The sequence below is a fragment of the Enterococcus sp. DIV0660C genome (assembly GCF_017316125.1).
Lineage (GTDB): Bacteria > Bacillota > Bacilli > Lactobacillales > Enterococcaceae > Enterococcus_B.
Genome location: NZ_JAFLWA010000038.1, coordinates 60,092 through 76,390 on the forward strand (window position 1 = coordinate 60,092; position 16,299 = coordinate 76,390).

The window sequence follows — 16,299 nt, forward strand, 5'->3', positions numbered from 1 at the left end:
TCTTTTCTTTACATATTTCATGAATGAAAAATAACATTGCTTAATAATACCAAATATTCTGACAATTTCAACTATTCTAAAAATTTCTTTGGATACTTTAATCAAATCATCATAAAATTAAAAGATAAAAATGAAAAGAATTGATAAAAAGAGAAATTAATTTTTATCAATTCAGAGCATAATACTCGCTTTTCTATTTCTATAAGAGCTATGATTAGGAAAATTATTTATGGAAAGTGAGGAGAATAAAATGACTGACAATCATGAAATTTTACTTGTTGCAAAAGACAAAAACTTATATTTTTTTCCCTTCATTGATTCATTTGAAGTGATTTCTGGGAAAGAGCTATTTGACGAACAGTTTCTGCAAATAAATGCTGCTAAATTTCGCCAATATCAACTGATTATTTTTTTGGATTTTGGATTTGAGGTAGCGATGGCTATGCAAGTTCGTCCATTGACACGTGCAAAAATTGTCGTCTTTTTTTGGAATCACTTTAAAGAGGAACATTATGAATTATTGAGGCAAATACAAAACGAATCAGTAATTGATGAAGTTTATCATTTTGATGCGCTGGAAGCACATACGTTAGGTTTAAAACATAACAGCTCTTTTTACTCTGCCAATGTTCAATTACCACAGGAACAAATCACAACAGATTTATTTTTTGGCGCGACTGACAATGGTCGAAAGGAAATTGCAAAACAGTATCAAGCAGAATTTTCGTCAAGGGCGGTAACCACTAATTATTTTATTTTACCATTGAGAGGTAACGAACAAGCTGGTTATTTAAGTTACTCGGAATATTTGAGATTAGTGGCAAAAAGCCGAGGAATTTTGGAATTATTGCGCGCAGGACAACAGGGTGTGACATTGCGAACGTTTGAATCTATATACTTCCAGAAAAAATTAGTGACTGGAAACGATGTGATTTTTGATTATCAATGCTATCATCCAGATAATATCTTTTTATTGTCGCAACGGTCTTTGGATGAGTTACCCGAATTCCTTAACCAAGCTTATCAACCAATTGCGCCAGAAATTCTTGATTTCTTTGATGCGCCAAACTGGGCACAGCGTTTCTTAACTATTGATGAATCAATTTTTGAGCGCTACGAGTATCAAGCAGATTTGTTGGCAAGGTTGAAAAAGTGAAGGTAATTAAAAAGATACATTAAAAAGAGCGTAAGCCACTTGGTTTACGCTCTTTTTTTTATTTTGCGCCCAAAAGCCCTTCTTTTGCATGAACGAGTTGTGTTAAGAAAGCACAATAGGGTGTTTGTATACCATATTTTTGTCCTTTACGCCAAACAGCACCGTTAATGTAGTCGATTTCGGTCAGACGGTGATTTTTGATTAAATCTTGATACATTGAAGGATAATGAAGACCGATATTGGCAGGATCATAAGTTGCTGCAATATGCTCGTTGACTTCTGGTTGGTCAAGTTGAATACCTTCTTCAGCGGCAACAGCGGCAAATTCTGCAACAATCGTTTCAACGATGGCATTTGCGACAGGTTGTTCACCAAAGCCAGCGATGTTGGAATCTAAAATCGTACATAAGCCATTTAACGTACCATTGACACAAGCTTTACGCCAAATCGAATAACGAACATTTCGGCTATAAACAGGATTCAAGTTTGCTTCATCAAAAATGCGAACGATCTCATGCGCAAACGCTTCGCCTTCAGGTTCAAGATTTTCTAATTCGATTTCACCATTGCCTAATAATGTTACTTTTCCTGGTCCATCCAACCCGGCAGTCCACATCGTGATACCAAATAAAATATTTTTCTTCGGTACATATTTTTCTAACACGTCTTCATGTCCTAAGCCATTCAATAAACAAAGAACGTGGGTTTGCTCGGTAATAATTGATTGAATCGCATGAAACATGTCGTCTAATTGATTTGCTTTTGTTAAGGCAACGATCAAATCGACTTGTGTGTGACTTTCAATCATTTCTTCAGGTGAATAAATAGGAATTTTGGCAACAACTTCTTCCCCATTGAAGTCTGCAACCAAACCATTTTTGCGAATAGCTTCAATATGTGCAGGCCAACGATCAATCAAAATCACGTCATTCCCACTTTGATGAAGCATTAGTCCGATTCGGCTACCCATTGCGCCTGCACCAGCGATAGCAATTTTCATGTCAAATCTCTCCTTTGAAATTTGTTTCTTAAACAGTTCTATTCTAGTATATAGAAAAAGTGTAAAAATTAGGATTGTTTTGTTTGATAAAAACGAATAAAAGTGTCTAACTGAGAGAAAGAGAATCCCAAAATCGTACATTAGGAGGCGAAAGTAAATGAATATTTTAGTTGCAATTGATTCATTTAAGGGAAGCGCGACTTCATTTGAATTAAATCAAGCAGTCGCTCAAGGTTGGCAAGCTGTTCACTCAGCTGACCAGTTGGTGAACATCCCTATTGCAGATGGTGGAGAAGGAACAGCGCAGGCTTTGTTCCACTCGTTAGGCGGAAAATGGCAAAATTTTTCTGGAATCGATTTGTTATTTAGAAAACATGAAAGTCGCTATTTGATTACACAGTGGCAAGGGAAAAAAATTGCGGTGATTGAGTCAGCTGAAGTGATTGGAATTGATTTACTGAAACAGGCAACCGATCAGACGATTCGGCTAGCTTCTAGTTTTGCATTGGGAGAAGTGATTAAGGACGCACTAGCGCAAGAAGTCGATGAAATGATTGTTACACTAGGTGGCAGTGGCTGTTCAGATGGTGGGTTGGGCTTACTGCAATCTTTAGGTGCAAAGCTAGAAGGCATAACAGATGGCAACCCATTGCTTACAACGAAAAAAGTCGATCTTCAAGCAAGTAAAGCACACTTTTTCCGTACAAAATTATGGATTGCTGCGGATGTAACTAGTCCATATACCGGTGAATATGGAGCAGCAAGATTATTTGGGAAACAAAAAGGAGCGTCATCTGAAACAATTGAATTTTTAGATAAACAAGCAAAAAAGCTAGCAGAACAATGGTCCAAGGAATATCAAATTGATCTTGAAAAAATTCCGGGAAGTGGAGCAGCTGGTGGCATAGGTGGTGCGTTATTTTTGCTTGGGGCACAGATGATTAATGGCTTTGAATTAGTTAGCCAAATGATTGGATTAGAAGAAAAAATCAAACAGGCAGATTTGATTGTTACGGGTGAAGGAAGAATCGATCAACAGACAATTCATGGAAAGGTTCCTTATGGTGTCGCTGTGTTAGCAAAAAAATACAATAAACCGATTGTTGCTTTTTGTGGTAGTCGCCAGCCGGATCTAGGTGAATTAACCAACTATTTACCAGCAGTTTTTAGTATTCAATTAGGGCCAATTCGATTAGATGAGGCAATGGAACATGAACGAACAATGGAAAATATTGCTATTTTGGCAGGAAATATTTGTCACCTTATCCAATGTTAATTTTTTTGATTGACAAAAATTTAAATTCTATGTTAACGTAATAGGCAAATAAGCCAAAGTGAGGGATCCGTGCATTGAAAAAATAAGTCAATTGATTGAAGCTGCATTCAGACTGTACCTTGAGAAGACAAGGGAGCAGTGTGCAGATTTTCAGGATTGGCTAGTTTTTCAATGGAGGGGTCTTTTTTTGTGCCCATACCCTTGTGCCCAGTTCTGAGAATAGGACTGGGCTTTTTTTACGAGGTGAATGATTGATGTCTAAAATTGAAATAAAACAACTAACTTTTGGTTATGATAACCAAGAAACAACTATTTTTAATGAAGCGAACTTAAACTTCGATACACAATGGAAATTAGGATTGATTGGCCGAAATGGTCGTGGTAAAACAACGCTCTTAATGATTTTACAAAACAAATTACCTTATCAAGGACAAATCACCCATCAACAGGAATTTGTCTATTTTCCGCAAAAAACACAAGATACTAGTCGCTTAACTTATTATGTCTTGACTGATGTGACTGACTTTGAGATTTGGGAAATTGAACGCGAATTGAATTTGATGGGAACAAATCCGGAAATATTGTGGCGTCCATTTGATACTCTTTCTGGTGGAGAAAAAACAAAAGTCTTATTGGCATTGTTATTTGTAGACGAAGCGCACTTTCCTTTGATTGATGAACCAACGAATCATTTAGACTTAGCAGGTCGGCAACAAGTAGCAAAATACTTGAAGAAGAAACATCAAGGATTTATTGTGGTTAGTCATGATCGAACGTTTATTGACGAAGTGGTGGATCATGTATTGGCAATTGAAAAAACACAGTTAGAGCTCTATCAAGGAAATTTTACTGTTTATGAAGAACAAAAACGCCTTCGTGATGAATTTGAATTGGCGCAGAATGAAAAAATAAAAAAAGAAGTTAGTCGATTAAAAAAAACAGCTGCAGAAAAAGCAGAATGGTCTCGTTCCCGTGAAGGCGATAAAACGAAGAAGCGTGTTGGATTTGTTGATACGGAAGACCGCCGAAAAAACCTTGGAGCAATTGGGGCGGACGCTGCTCGAACAATGAAACGCTCGAAGGCAATCGTCAATCGAATGGAAACCCAGATTGGTGAAAAAGAAAAATTGTTAAAAGATATTGAATATATCGATGCGTTGACAATGAATTATCAGCCTTCCTATCATAAACGTTTGTTGAGTGTTGAAGATTTACAATTGGGCTATGAGTCACCATTGTTTAAAAAAATTAGTTTTGCGGTTGAACAGGGGGAACGAGTTGCATTAGCGGGACCAAATGGTGCTGGAAAGTCTTCAGTAATTTACTATTTGCTCGATCAATTTCAAGGAACTGCTGATGGAAAAGTGAGTTATCCTCAGAATCTTCGCATCAGTTATGTGCGCCAAAATTATGAAGATAATCGTGGAACACTTAGTGAATTTGCTGAAAAAAATCAAGTGGACTATCAAGCTTTCTTAAACAATTTGCGAAAATTAGGTATGGAACGCGAAGTCTTTCATAATAAAATCGAACAAATGAGTATGGGGCAACGGAAAAAAGTTGAGTTAGCGAAATCGTTAGCGCAACCTGCTGAATTATATATTTGGGATGAACCTTTGAATTATTTAGATGTGTTCAATCAAGAACAACTAGAGCAATTGTTACTCAGCATAAAACCAGCAATGCTCTTTGTGGAACATGACCAAACTTTCTTGAAGAAAGTCGCGAATCAAGTGATTACTTTAATGCCGATTAACTAGTTCTTATTTACTTGAAAGGTGGACGTTATTGCCAGCTTTTGGTATGTTGTAGGTAGTTTGTAAAAATCAAAGACAAAGAGCAAAGGGAGTTTTATGAGATGTTATATGTAACTAGGCATGGAGAAACTACTTGGAATGTTCAAGGACTTGTTTGTGGAAGAGCAGATGTTCCTTTAACAGAAAAAGGAAGACAGCAAGCAAAAGCATTAGCAGATAAAGTTGCGACACTTGAGGTGCCAGTAACTAAAATCATTCATTCGCCATTACAACGAGCAAAAGATACAGCACAAGCTGTTGCTGATAAAATAGATTTGCCACTAGTAGCTGACGCACGTTTGATGGAAATGGATTTTGGTGCATATGATGGCATGCCTAGTAATGAAACGATATTTCAAGAAGCACGTTTAGAATTTGGGGTACGATTTCCAGAAGGTGAGTCACTCTTTGATATGTACGCGCGTGTAGTACCAGTTTTACAGGAATGTCTAGCAGATGAAGAAAATACTTATCTGTTAGTCTGTCATAATGCGTTGATCCGGGCAATCAATGCTTATTTTACGCCAATGCCAAATGATAAATTTTTTGATTTCTTTGTGGAAAATACCGAATTACTATCTTACAACTAAATGAGTAAAAGTAGCGTGACAAAGAATAGTCACGCTATTTTTTTGTTTATTAAAGAAATAAAATTTAATTATTTTTACAAAAGCATTGAAATTTCATTTCTTAAGCGTTATACTCTGTTCATAGAAATGAAGACGGATACATAAAGCGAGGGATAAACATGTTTGGGTTTTCAATATTTATGAATGAGCCATTAACTCTGCAAAAGAAAGCGTACATTCATAAAATGGCAACTAGCGGTTTTATTGGTATCTTTACTTCGATGCATATTCCAGAAGATGACGTCAGTGCTTATCAAGCACGACTAAGGGAATTGGGTGAAGAAGCGAAAAAAAATCAGCTAGAACTAATGGTGGATATTTCAGGAGATGCGTTGAAGCGAGCCGGATTTTCGTTCACTGATCTAACACCACTAAAAGAAATCGGTGTAACCGGTTTACGAATGGACTATGAATTATCAAATGAACAGATTGCTGATTGGTCACATCAATTAAAGATTAGTTTAAATGCTAGCACGATCACACCAGAAGATATTAGCGAGTTAAAAAGGTATCAAGCAGATTTTTCTAATCTTGAAGCGTGGCATAATTACTATCCACGTCCAGAAACGGGCTTAGCTAAATCATGGTATCAAGAAAAAAATCAATGGTTAGCTGATCAAGGATTTACAATTCAAGGATTTGTTGCTGGTGATACTGATTTACGAGGTCCTTTATATCAAGGATTACCTACTTTAGAAAAACATCGTGGTGTACATCCACTAGCAGCAGCTCTAGAGTTAGCTGAGTGTAAAACGGATTTGATTTACATTGGTGATGCAGGTTTATCAGAAAGCGTGCAACGACAATTTGCAACTTATCAAAATGAACAAATGATTTCATTACAAGTAGAAGTAATTGATGAAAACTTGAGTGAATTAGTCCTAGGAACGCACGTTAATCGCCAAGACGAAGCAAGAGATGTCATTCGAAGTGCTGACGCACGATTTAAGAAAATCCCGCCAATTTCACCTAATCAAACGATTGAACGAACAGTCGGAAGCGTTACGATCGACAATGAGAATTATCTTCGTTACATGGGTGAGATTCAAGTAATCAAAAGAAATTTACCTGCTGATGAAAAAGTGAATGTCGTGGCTCAAGTGATTGCAGAAGACTTGCCATTGATTCAACAGATTCATGCAGGTACCAACTACCAACTAATTCGTAAAGAGGGAAGAAAAGATGAGCAAAATTAATTTAGAGAACTTAACAACAGAACGTAGAAACCAAGAAACATTTGGACTGGATGAGATGAGCGTAACCCAAGCGGTTGAATTGATGAATCGTGAAGATCAAAAAGTCGCAGAAGCAGTTGCAAAAGAACTAGGCAGTATTGAACCAGTGATTGCCCACACGATTGACTCATTTAAAAAAGGTGGACGTTTGATTTATATGGGTGCAGGTACAAGTGGTCGTTTAGGTGTACTAGATGCAGCAGAATGTGTACCAACATTTGGTGTTGAGCCAGAAATGGTGATTGGCTTAATCGCAGGTGGTGAGGCAGCAATGACCGTGGCTGTTGAAGGTGCAGAAGATTCATTCGAGCTTGGCGAAGAAGACTTGATCCATTTAAACTTAACGAAAAATGACATGGTCATCGGGATTGCCGCAAGCGGACGCACACCTTATGTCATTGGCGGTTTAGATTATGCACGTTCAATTGGTGCATTAACTGCAACGATTTCTTGCAATAAAAATGCTGAAATCAGTAAACATGCAGATTTCCCAATCGAAGTCGATGCAGGGCCAGAATTTTTGACTGGTTCAACGCGTCTGAAGTCTGGGACAGCTCAAAAATTGATTTTGAATATGATTTCAACAATCAGCATGATTGGTATTGGAAAAGTCTTCAATAATTTGATGGTCGATGTTAAACCAACCAACGAAAAATTAGTGGAACGTTCAAAACGAATTATCATGCAAGCAACAGAAGTTGACTATGAAACTGCTGAGCGATACTTTAATGAAGCAGAACAAAATGTTAAATTAGCAATCGTTATGATTTTAACAAATAGTGATAAAGAAACAGCGCAGGATAAATTAGTTGAGGCAAATGGTTTTGTAAAAGGAACCTTATAAGGGGGAGCAACTGATGGCTAAAAATGAATTGACTTTAGAAGAACTAGCAAAACGTATTTATGAAGAATCTGGTGGAATGGACAATGTTGAAAGCATTGTCCACTGCATGACACGCGTACGAATGAAAATCAAAGATGATGAACTCGTTGACATAGAAAAATTAAAAGCGATTCCAGGTGTCTTAGGTGTTGTTGAAGATGAACAACTACAAGTAATCATCGGCCCTGGGAAAGTAAACAAAGTTGCTCAACAAATGGTTGATCTCGCGGGTGTGAAATTAGGTGAAAAATTGCCAGAGCATGCTACAGCAGAACACGCAGCAAATTCAGGCAAAGATTTGGTGAACGAACGAGCACAAGCAATGAAAGCAGCACAAAAATCAAAACAGAAACCATCGAAAATCAAATCAATCTTAAAAGATATTTCTAATATCTTTGTACCAATGATTCCCGCTTTTGTTGGAACGGGGATTGTCGCGGGGATTGCCGCTGTATTGGCTAACTTAGTTACAGCAGGAAGTCTTGATGCAGCAACTTGGCAACAATATATCGATGTAATGAATATCCTGAAAAATGGAATGTTCAGCTACTTAGTCATCTACACGGGGATTAACGCAGCACAAGTTTTCGGTGCAACGCCAACTCTTGGTGGGGTAATTGGTGCCGTTGTGATGCTAACTGGAATGAATCCAGAAGCCCCATTGAAAAATTTATTTACTGGTGAAGCTTTGGCAGCGGGGCAAGGTGGGATTCTTGGTGTAATTTTTGCCGTTTGGTTACTTTCAATAGTAGAAAAGAAATTACACAAAGTGGTACCAGATTCAATTGATATCATCGTGACACCAACATTATCTCTGATCGCAATTGGCTTAGTGGAAATCTTCTTGATTATGCCATTAGCTGGATTTATTTCAGACGGCATGGTCGGCGGAATCGATTGGGTATTAAATGTTGGCGGAGCATTTGCAGGGTTTGTTCTAGGAACATTATTCTTACCAATGGTTATGTTTGGATTACACCAAATTTTGACACCAATTCATGTGCAAATGATTGATGAAACAGGTCGTACACTATTGCTTCCAATTCTTGCGATGGCAGGTGCTGGGCAAGTTGGTGCAGCGTTAGCTTTATGGGTTCGTTGTAAAAAAGATAAAGAATTAACAGAAATGATCAAAGGTGCTTTGCCGGTTGGTATCTTAGGAATTGGTGAACCACTAATTTATGGTGTAACTTTACCACTTGGTCGTCCATTTATCACTGCATGTATTGGTGGTGGTATCGGTGGTGCAGTGATTGGAATGATTGGTAATGTGGGTGCGATTGCTATTGGGCCTTCAGGTGCAGCATTGATTCCATTAATTTCAGATGGTAAATGGTGGGGCTATGTTCTAGGTTTACTTGCAGCTTATGCAGGTGGATTTGTGGCAACATTCTTCTTTGGAATTCCGAAAGAACAATTAGAAAAAGAAGCGTTAGCAGAAGAAACAAGTGGCAATGCAACAACAAATGAAGTTGTATTGACAGCAGTTGCTGATGGAACAGTTTTATCATTAGAAGAAGCAAGTGATCCTGTCTTTTCGCAAAAGATGATGGGAGAAGGATTTTTTGTTGAACCAACTAACGGACAAATTTATTCTCCAGTTGCTGGTACAGTTCAATCCGTCTTCCCAACAAAACACGCAATTGGTATTACAACACAAAATGGAATCGAAGTATTACTTCATATGGGAATCAATACTGTTGATCTTGGTGGGGCGCCATTTGATGTGAAAGTGACAGAAGGACAAAAAGTGACGACTGATACATTGGTAGCAAATGCTGATCTTGATGCAATCAAAGCTGCTGGAAAAGAAACGTCAATGATGGTTCTTTTGACAAATATGGATCATGTGGAAAATTTTGTTCTAGAAAAAACAGGTGAAATGAAGGCTAAAACAGCTGTGATGGATGTGAAAACAGTATAAGAAGGTTGTAGCTCCAAGCGATCAGCTCCGAAAAAATAATTGAGAAGCCACTCAAACTTTTTGATCTGAACAAACGTACAGTAATTCCAGCAAGCAACAAAGAAAAGAATCGCCCGACGACGCTTTTATAAGTGTCGTCGGGCGATTCTTTTTATCGTTAATTGGTTAAGTTTATTACCTAATCAATGTTCTTCTAGTTTATTGATTGTCAACAAACACTTGAGTCAATGTTTGATAGATTTGTGCCACATCAGTTGGTGTACCACGTAGTTCATAATCAGCTAAAAAAGGAAATCCAAACTGTTGCGCGTATTGTTTAGCTGTTAAACAATATTGATTATTGAAATTTTTGTTGCCGCTACCAACAACACCTAAACAATAGCGATAATTATTTTGAAATTCTAGATATTCACGCATCGTTTCAGTCAAAATTTCAGTATCACCATTATCAACTCCGTTCCCGCCTTCCAAATAAGTCGGAACAAATGTAAAGAAGGGTTCAGTTTCTTGTTCAAAATCACTATTTTCATGAATTTCTTTCAGCGTGATTTCAGGTAAAGTGTTATCTTCTTGATGTTGTTCTTGTGCATATTCCATCAAGTGACGAGCGAAAGCACGCGTATTACCAGAGATTGAGATATATAAAATGTTCATTTGAGTTCCTCCTATTCGTCTGTTTAGTATAGCATGTTTTTTAGGAAACAGAAGAAAGAAAAAGGCGAATGTTTATGCGGTGTTATGTGAATAATTAGAAAAAAATGTATAAAATAATAATTTTGTGAGAGTTTTGATGAAATGACGAAAAGCAACAGTGGTTTGTTATAATTTGATAAAAGCGGTTTTTTATTTGGAGGATACTTGCATGAATGAGATAGAGCGACAGAAAAAAGGGATCGGGCTAATTCCGTTAGCTGCCATGGTCATTGGTTCGGCGATCGGAGGCGGTGTTTTTGGTATCATGACGGACATCTCTGGTTCAGCAGGAGGTGCAGCGCTCTTTAGTTGGTTACTTGTCGGCTCGGCAATGTTGATGTTATCTTTGTCTATTAACAATTTGAACAAGAAACGACCAGATTTAGAAGGCGGAATCTTTAGCTACGCGGAAGCGGGCTTTGGTCGGTTCGCAGGATTTATCAGTGGTTGGGGCTATTGGCTGACTTGTTGGTTAGGAAATGTTGCCTTTGCAACGTTACTGATGAGTGCATTGGGCTATTTTTTCCCAGTATTTGCTGGTGGCCAAAATATTCCTTCCGTGGTGATGAGCACTCTTTTACTTTGGGGATATGCTTGGTTGGTCAATCGTGGCGTAGAAAATGCGAGTATCGTAAATGCAATCGTGACGATTTGCAAATTAGTTCCACTCTTTTTGTTCATTGTTGTAGCAATCAGTACGTTCTCGATTCAACAATTTATTGCAAACTTTTCAAGTGATATTATTTTGACAGCCAATGGGCAAGTTGTTCCATTTTCAAGTCAAATTTTAAGTTGTATCATGGTAATGCTCTGGGTCTTTGTCGGGATTGAAGGAGCATCTGTTGTTGGTTCGCGTGCAAAGAAAAAATCAGATGTTGGGAAAGCAACGATTTTAGGGATTCTTGGCTTAATTTTGATTTATGTGTTAGTTTCCATGCTTCCATACGGAACGATGCCCATGAAAGAACTTCAATCGATCCAAACACAACCAGCTATGGGATACGTGTTTGAGAAAATGGTTGGTAAATGGGGAGCCATCGTGATAAATGGTGGTTTGATCATTTCTTTATTTGGCGTATGGCTTTCGTGGACGATTTTGCCAGTAGAAACAATGCGTAATATGGCACAGGATGGTCTGTTGCCAAACAGTTGGGGCAAAGTAAATGCGCAAGGTGCGCCGACTTTCGCAATTGTTTTAACAACGTTATGTACAAATGTCTTCTTGTTATCACTTTTATTTACGGATAGTGCGTATAATTTTGCGTATACTTTGGGGACGGCAGCAATTTTCTTTACGTGGTTATTTCTTGGATTGTATCAAATGAAGTTGTCTTATCAACGTCGTGAAATCGGACAGTTTTTGATTGGATTATTAGCAAGTGCCTTTCAAGTTTGGGCAATGTTTGTTGTTGCTTTTAATGAAGTCATGCTCGTTTTAGTTCTTTTCTTGCCAGGTATTTACTTCTATCTTCAAGCTAGAAAAGAGCAGGAACAACCAGTCGACCATGTGAAAATCGATCGCTTCTTGTTGATTTTAGTCACTTTAGTAGGGGCCGTAGCCTTACTTCTATTTGGGACAGGAAAACTTCATGTGTAGTTGATAGCAAGTTCTTTAAAGAGTGAAAAAAGTTATGAATAGAAAGTCTTGAAATAATAAACAAAGAAGGTAGCTAAGGGGAAGAACCTTAGTTACCTTCTTCTTTGTTTAAAAGGGGAAAGCTACTTGCACACTATTAATAGCGTAATACAAATCAATAAAAATGATAGCTGTTTTTGACGTAACGTACGCAAATTGACCGAATTCATTTTTTTCTTTTTTAATGACCACTTGTCATTTTGATGCCAACGATACTAATCAATAAAAGTCCGACAAAAAGCCAAGTTGCTGTATTCAATTTGTCATGAAACAAGACAACACCGATGATAACGGAACCCAGCGCTCCAATCCCTGTCCAGATAGGATAAGACAAACTCATAGGTAGGTGTTTGATGGCTTTTGATAAAAAATAAAAACTGGCAATCATGCCAATAATCGTATAGATCGAATAATTGACTTTTGAAAAACCATCACTCCATTTCATCATTGTTGACCAGAATACTTCTAGAACCCCCGCTACAATTAATTCTAACCATGCCATAACCAATGCTCCTTTCTAAAATTTTGAACACAAAAAAGAGGAGGACCATTCCTTCAAAGACCTAACGGAATGATCATCCTCATATGCTACCCGGTGGCAGCTTTGTATTCGATTGATAGTGTCAGTATAGCACATTGTACATACGTTGGCATTTCTAAAGATAAAAAAACATTATCCAACAAAATTGTAAGAGAAATAATTGTTCTTAGAATGGTGACATTCCTTATTACTTAGTATACTTGACAAATGTTATTAAATAATGAAAATCGTTGGAGGTTCAAGAGTGGCTTTTAAAGGAATAAATAGTTTTCAATTAAAATGGTTCGCAATTGTTTTTATGGTCGTGGATCACGTAAATAGTTATTTTGGGTCACAGTTAGGTTTTCCCTTGTGGGTAGCTTGGTTAGGGAGATTTGTTGCACCATTATTTGTCTTCTTATTAGTAGAAGGGTTCAGGCATACACGGAGTCGAGCAAAGTATGCGAAGCGTTTGGGCTTGGCGGCACTTGTCACGGCAAGTGGAAATGTCGTGTATCAATTGCTGACAGGCGCTTATATTGATCCTTTGACACATCAACCTAATTACTTTTTGTTTTTAGGGCCGCATAATATTTTTCTTACGCTATTTCTTTTGTTTTGTATGATGTGGGTGCTAGCTGTCATGAAACAAAGCAGTGTAGGTCAAAGAACTATTTTGATTTTGACATTTTTAGTTTTGCTTGTACTCACGGCAGCATCAGAAGGAGGGATCTATCTGATTCCAATGATGCTTATGATGTTTGTTTTCCAAGAAGAAAGGCAAAGAAACAAATTATTCATCGGTATTTTTGTCTATACTATGATTTTACTTGGCCTAGCTATTGCTAGTTACGTCCAGATGCCGGTATATCAAAGTTTGTATGGTTATTTAACTTTTGATAACGAATTTATGATGGTGACAGTTATTCCATTAATTGGATTGTATAATGGACAATTAGGTGGAACAGGTAGTAAATGGAATAAATATTTCTTCTATGTTTTTTATCCTGTTCACCTTTGGATCATTTATTTTATCTTCTACTTGATAGGCTAAAGTTCTTATAAAAAACTGTAATCGTTGTGTGACTGATTACAGTTTTTTTGATTTTGACAACCAATTGACAGAATTTTCGCACATTGAAGTTTTTTCATTTGATTTCATCTATATTTTCATTCGGATTTGTTTTATAATTAAAAAATATCTTGTTATTTGGGGGATGAAAACAAATGGAGAATTATCTGAGCCTTTTAGGCGTTTTAATTGTTATTATTGGTTTTGCACTAAAATTAGATTCAATCTTGATTGTGATGGTTGCTTTAGTCGTGACTGCTTTAACAGGTGGTTTAGGGATTAATGGCATGCTTGAATTATTAGGAACCAGCTTTGTAAATAATCGAGGAATGGCTATTTTTATTATTATCATGTTAGCAACCGGAACGTTAGAAAGAAATGGGCTGAAAGAGTCTGCTGCCGCTTTGATCCAACGATTTAAAAAAGTTTCAGCTGGCATGATCATCGATATTTACGGAGTTTTCCGAATGATTTTTGCGGCATTTAATGTAAGCTTTGGGGGCGTTGCAGGTTTTGTTCGTCCAATTATTTTACCAATGGCATTAGGTACCGTTGAATCAAAAGGACTGAAAGTTCACCCAGAACACGAAGAAGAGCTTAAAGGAATGGCATCTGCTATGGAAAATATTTGCTGGTTCTTTGGACAAGTTTTATTTATCGGTGGTGCGGGCGCCTTGCTTGTACAATCAACACTAAAAGATTTAGGTTACGAAGTGACTTTAGGACAACTAGCCTTGGTTGAAGTACCAGTAGCCCTTACGGCATTAGTTGTTTCTAGCATTTATTTCTATTTAAAAGAAAAGAAATTAGCGAAGAAGTACTATTCTCAAGAAAAGGAGCAATAAGATGAATTTTTTTACGAATCCTGCTATTTTATTAAGTGATAAATTACTTGAAATTTTATATATCATCATGGGTCTAGTCTTGATTTATACAGGGCTACGAAATCTACTTGATAAAACGAATCCGCATCGCTATGGCTCGGCCTTTTTTTGGGCAACATTAGGTGTCGTGATTGCGGCTGGTCGATGGCTGCCACCGCTAGTAAGTGGTATCTTGATTTTTGCTATGACGATTCCGGCCATTGCGAAAAGAGTCAGCAAAGGTGACAGCCACTTGCCTTCAAAAGAATATATGGAAAAAATGTCAAGTAAACTAGGCATGAAAATTTTTATTCCAGCGTTAAGTATTGGGGTATTTGCAATTCTGTTTGCCTTGTTCACTAAGTTAGGTGCTTTAGTCGGTGTTGGTGTCGGCGTCTTTGCAGCGATGGCAATCTTGATGTTCTTTTCTCGCGACAATCAGCCTACCACGTTCTTAGATGATGCAGCTGATATGTTAGGAACAGTTGGTCCGTTGAGTATGTTGCCAATGTTACTTGCTTCATTAGGTGCTGTGTTTACTAGCGCAGGAGTAGGAACGGTGATTTCAAATGCTGTCGGTACGATTGTTCCTGAAGGAAACGTGAATATTGGGATTATTATCTATGCAGTGGGAATGGTTATCTTCACAGTAATTATGGGGAATGCCTTCGCAGCAATTACAGTTATGACGGTTGGGATTGGTGCACCATTTGTTTTTAGTCAAGGAGCAAATCCAGCGTTGATTGGAATGGTTGCTTTGACTTGTGGTTTTTGTGGGACACTCTTGACACCGATGGCTGCAAACTTTAATATTGTGCCAGTCGCTATGTTAGAAATGAAAGACAAGTACGGCGTAATCAAAAATCAATTATTTATTGCTTTATTTATGTTAGTATTCCAAATTGCTTATATGATTTTATTTAAATAATTAGGAGGAACAAAAGATGAAAGTATTAGTAACAGGTTTTGATCCATTTGGCGGCGATAAAGTAAATCCAGCATATGAAGCTGTAAAAAAAATGCCTGCAGAGATTGCGGGAGCAGAAATTATCAAATTAGAAGTACCGACTGTATTTGGCAAAAGTAGCCAAGTAGTTAGAGAAGCCATTAAAGAACATCAACCAGAAATTGTTATCTGTGTTGGACAAGCAGGAGGTCGCTCAGCCGTTTCATTTGAACGAGTAGCAATCAATCTAGCAGAAGCGCGTATTCCTGATAATGAAGGAAACCAACCATTTGATACGGTATTGGAAGAAGATGGACCAGCCGCTTATTTCACTACATTGCCAATCAAAGCAATGACTAAAAATGTTCACGATCACGGACTACCAGCATATATCTCTTATACTGCAGGAACGTTTGTCTGCAATGATATCATGTATCGTTTATTACATGTCCTTCACACAGAATTTCCGACCATTCGTGGTGGCTTTATCCATGTGCCATTTTCACCTGATCAAGTAATTGATCGCCCAGTAGGTACAGCTTCTATGTCATTAGATGATATTGCCGATTCATTAACATATGCGGTTGAAGCTGCAATTGAAAATGAACACGATATTTCTGGTAATGCAGGTACGACTCACTAATAATTAGTAATCAAATAGTAGAGGTAG

At 37.5% G+C, this 16,299-nt stretch carries 15 protein-coding genes; 12 read left to right on the top strand and 3 right to left on the bottom strand.

The annotated features are described in order from the left end of the window. Window positions 1-250 precede the first annotated feature (250 nt). A complete protein-coding gene (locus DOK81_RS10370) occupies window positions 251-1,156 on the top strand; it encodes an oligosaccharide biosynthesis protein Alg14 (protein ID WP_206910597.1) in 906 nt (301 codons plus the stop codon). Window positions 1,157-1,214: 58 nt separating this feature from the next. Here DOK81_RS10370 and DOK81_RS10375 read toward each other — a convergent pair whose 3' ends face one another. After that, window positions 1,215-2,156: a 2-dehydropantoate 2-reductase gene (locus DOK81_RS10375; protein ID WP_206910599.1), complete on the bottom strand. Its 942-nt coding sequence runs from the start codon at window positions 2,154-2,156 to the stop codon at window positions 1,215-1,217. 157 nt (window positions 2,157-2,313) lie between these two features. On the opposite strand from DOK81_RS10375, the gene DOK81_RS10380 reads away from it, so the two are divergent. The 6 genes from DOK81_RS10380 to DOK81_RS10405 all read left to right on the top strand — a co-directional run bounded on the left by DOK81_RS10380 (window position 2,314) and on the right by DOK81_RS10405 (window position 9,899). Continuing rightward, complete coding sequence (locus tag DOK81_RS10380) at window positions 2,314-3,432, top strand: glycerate kinase (protein WP_206910601.1); 1,119 nt, start codon at window positions 2,314-2,316, stop codon at window positions 3,430-3,432. Window positions 3,433-3,686: 254 nt separating this feature from the next. Next, a complete protein-coding gene (locus tag DOK81_RS10385) occupies window positions 3,687-5,192 on the top strand; it encodes an Lsa family ABC-F type ribosomal protection protein (protein WP_206910604.1) in 1,506 nt (501 codons plus the stop codon). A 98-nt stretch (window positions 5,193-5,290) separates the two neighbouring features. Continuing rightward, window positions 5,291-5,818, top strand: a complete 528-nt coding sequence (locus tag DOK81_RS10390) for a histidine phosphatase family protein (protein ID WP_206910607.1) — start codon at window positions 5,291-5,293, stop codon at window positions 5,816-5,818. Window positions 5,819-5,976: 158 nt separating this feature from the next. Then, the gene (locus DOK81_RS10395; protein ID WP_206910611.1) at window positions 5,977-7,053 is read left to right on the top strand and encodes a MupG family TIM beta-alpha barrel fold protein; all 1,077 of its coding nucleotides are present in this window, start codon (window positions 5,977-5,979) and stop codon (window positions 7,051-7,053) included. After that, window positions 7,040-7,936 (top strand): N-acetylmuramic acid 6-phosphate etherase, encoded by an 897-nt coding sequence (gene murQ / locus DOK81_RS10400; protein ID WP_206910613.1) that lies wholly within the window; start codon window positions 7,040-7,042, stop codon window positions 7,934-7,936. Before DOK81_RS10395 ends, murQ begins: the two co-directional genes overlap by 14 nt. A gap of 13 nt (window positions 7,937-7,949) precedes the next feature. Continuing rightward, window positions 7,950-9,899, top strand: coding sequence for a glucose PTS transporter subunit IIA (locus DOK81_RS10405; protein WP_206910615.1), 1,950 nt, complete (start codon window positions 7,950-7,952; stop codon window positions 9,897-9,899). 198 nt (window positions 9,900-10,097) lie between these two features. On the opposite strand, the gene nrdI is transcribed toward DOK81_RS10405, so the two are convergent. After that, window positions 10,098-10,553: a class Ib ribonucleoside-diphosphate reductase assembly flavoprotein NrdI gene (gene nrdI, locus DOK81_RS10410; RefSeq protein ID WP_206910617.1), complete on the bottom strand. Its 456-nt coding sequence runs from the start codon at window positions 10,551-10,553 to the stop codon at window positions 10,098-10,100. Window positions 10,554-10,761: 208 nt separating this feature from the next. Between nrdI and DOK81_RS10415 the strand changes: the two genes are divergently transcribed. Next, window positions 10,762-12,189, top strand: a complete 1,428-nt coding sequence (locus DOK81_RS10415; protein WP_206910619.1) for a basic amino acid/polyamine antiporter — start codon at window positions 10,762-10,764, stop codon at window positions 12,187-12,189. Between the two features lie 220 nt (window positions 12,190-12,409). On the opposite strand, the gene DOK81_RS10420 is transcribed toward DOK81_RS10415, so the two are convergent. Next, the gene (locus DOK81_RS10420; RefSeq protein WP_067485163.1) at window positions 12,410-12,730 is read right to left on the bottom strand and encodes a multidrug efflux SMR transporter; all 321 of its coding nucleotides are present in this window, start codon (window positions 12,728-12,730) and stop codon (window positions 12,410-12,412) included. 283 nt (window positions 12,731-13,013) lie between these two features. Between DOK81_RS10420 and DOK81_RS10425 the strand changes: the two genes are divergently transcribed. The 4 genes from DOK81_RS10425 to pcp all read left to right on the top strand — a co-directional run bounded on the left by DOK81_RS10425 (window position 13,014) and on the right by pcp (window position 16,272). Then, entirely contained in the window at window positions 13,014-13,802 is a 789-nt protein-coding gene (locus DOK81_RS10425) for a TraX family protein (protein WP_206910621.1), read from the top strand. Window positions 13,803-13,975: 173 nt separating this feature from the next. Further along, a complete protein-coding gene (locus DOK81_RS10430) occupies window positions 13,976-14,665 on the top strand; it encodes a DUF969 domain-containing protein (RefSeq protein ID WP_206910623.1) in 690 nt (229 codons plus the stop codon). Window position 14,666: 1 nt separating this feature from the next. Beyond that, window positions 14,667-15,611 (top strand): DUF979 domain-containing protein, encoded by a 945-nt coding sequence (locus DOK81_RS10435; RefSeq protein WP_206910625.1) that lies wholly within the window; start codon window positions 14,667-14,669, stop codon window positions 15,609-15,611. Between the two features lie 16 nt (window positions 15,612-15,627). Beyond that, window positions 15,628-16,272 (top strand): pyroglutamyl-peptidase I, encoded by a 645-nt coding sequence (gene pcp / locus DOK81_RS10440; RefSeq protein WP_206910628.1) that lies wholly within the window; start codon window positions 15,628-15,630, stop codon window positions 16,270-16,272. Window positions 16,273-16,299: the final 27 nt, after the last annotated feature.

What these genes read in the sequence shown, in the direction of transcription:
- DOK81_RS10370 (WP_206910597.1), top strand. Translation starts at nt 251, where the DNA reads ATGACTGACAATCATGAAATTTTACTTGTTGCAAAAGACAAAAACTTA.
- DOK81_RS10375 (WP_206910599.1), bottom strand. Translation starts at nt 2,156, where the DNA reads ATGAAAATTGCTATCGCTGGTGCAGGCGCAATGGGTAGCCGAATCGGA.
- DOK81_RS10380 (WP_206910601.1), top strand. Translation starts at nt 2,314, where the DNA reads ATGAATATTTTAGTTGCAATTGATTCATTTAAGGGAAGCGCGACTTCA.
- DOK81_RS10385 (WP_206910604.1), top strand. Translation starts at nt 3,687, where the DNA reads ATGTCTAAAATTGAAATAAAACAACTAACTTTTGGTTATGATAACCAA.
- DOK81_RS10390 (WP_206910607.1), top strand. Translation starts at nt 5,291, where the DNA reads ATGTTATATGTAACTAGGCATGGAGAAACTACTTGGAATGTTCAAGGA.
- DOK81_RS10395 (WP_206910611.1), top strand. Translation starts at nt 5,977, where the DNA reads ATGTTTGGGTTTTCAATATTTATGAATGAGCCATTAACTCTGCAAAAG.
- murQ (WP_206910613.1), top strand. Translation starts at nt 7,040, where the DNA reads ATGAGCAAAATTAATTTAGAGAACTTAACAACAGAACGTAGAAACCAA.
- DOK81_RS10405 (WP_206910615.1), top strand. Translation starts at nt 7,950, where the DNA reads ATGGCTAAAAATGAATTGACTTTAGAAGAACTAGCAAAACGTATTTAT.
- nrdI (WP_206910617.1), bottom strand. Translation starts at nt 10,553, where the DNA reads ATGAACATTTTATATATCTCAATCTCTGGTAATACGCGTGCTTTCGCT.
- DOK81_RS10415 (WP_206910619.1), top strand. Translation starts at nt 10,762, where the DNA reads ATGAATGAGATAGAGCGACAGAAAAAAGGGATCGGGCTAATTCCGTTA.
- DOK81_RS10420 (WP_067485163.1), bottom strand. Translation starts at nt 12,730, where the DNA reads ATGGCATGGTTAGAATTAATTGTAGCGGGGGTTCTAGAAGTATTCTGG.
- DOK81_RS10430 (WP_206910623.1), top strand. Translation starts at nt 13,976, where the DNA reads ATGGAGAATTATCTGAGCCTTTTAGGCGTTTTAATTGTTATTATTGGT.
- DOK81_RS10435 (WP_206910625.1), top strand. Translation starts at nt 14,667, where the DNA reads ATGAATTTTTTTACGAATCCTGCTATTTTATTAAGTGATAAATTACTT.
- pcp (WP_206910628.1), top strand. Translation starts at nt 15,628, where the DNA reads ATGAAAGTATTAGTAACAGGTTTTGATCCATTTGGCGGCGATAAAGTA.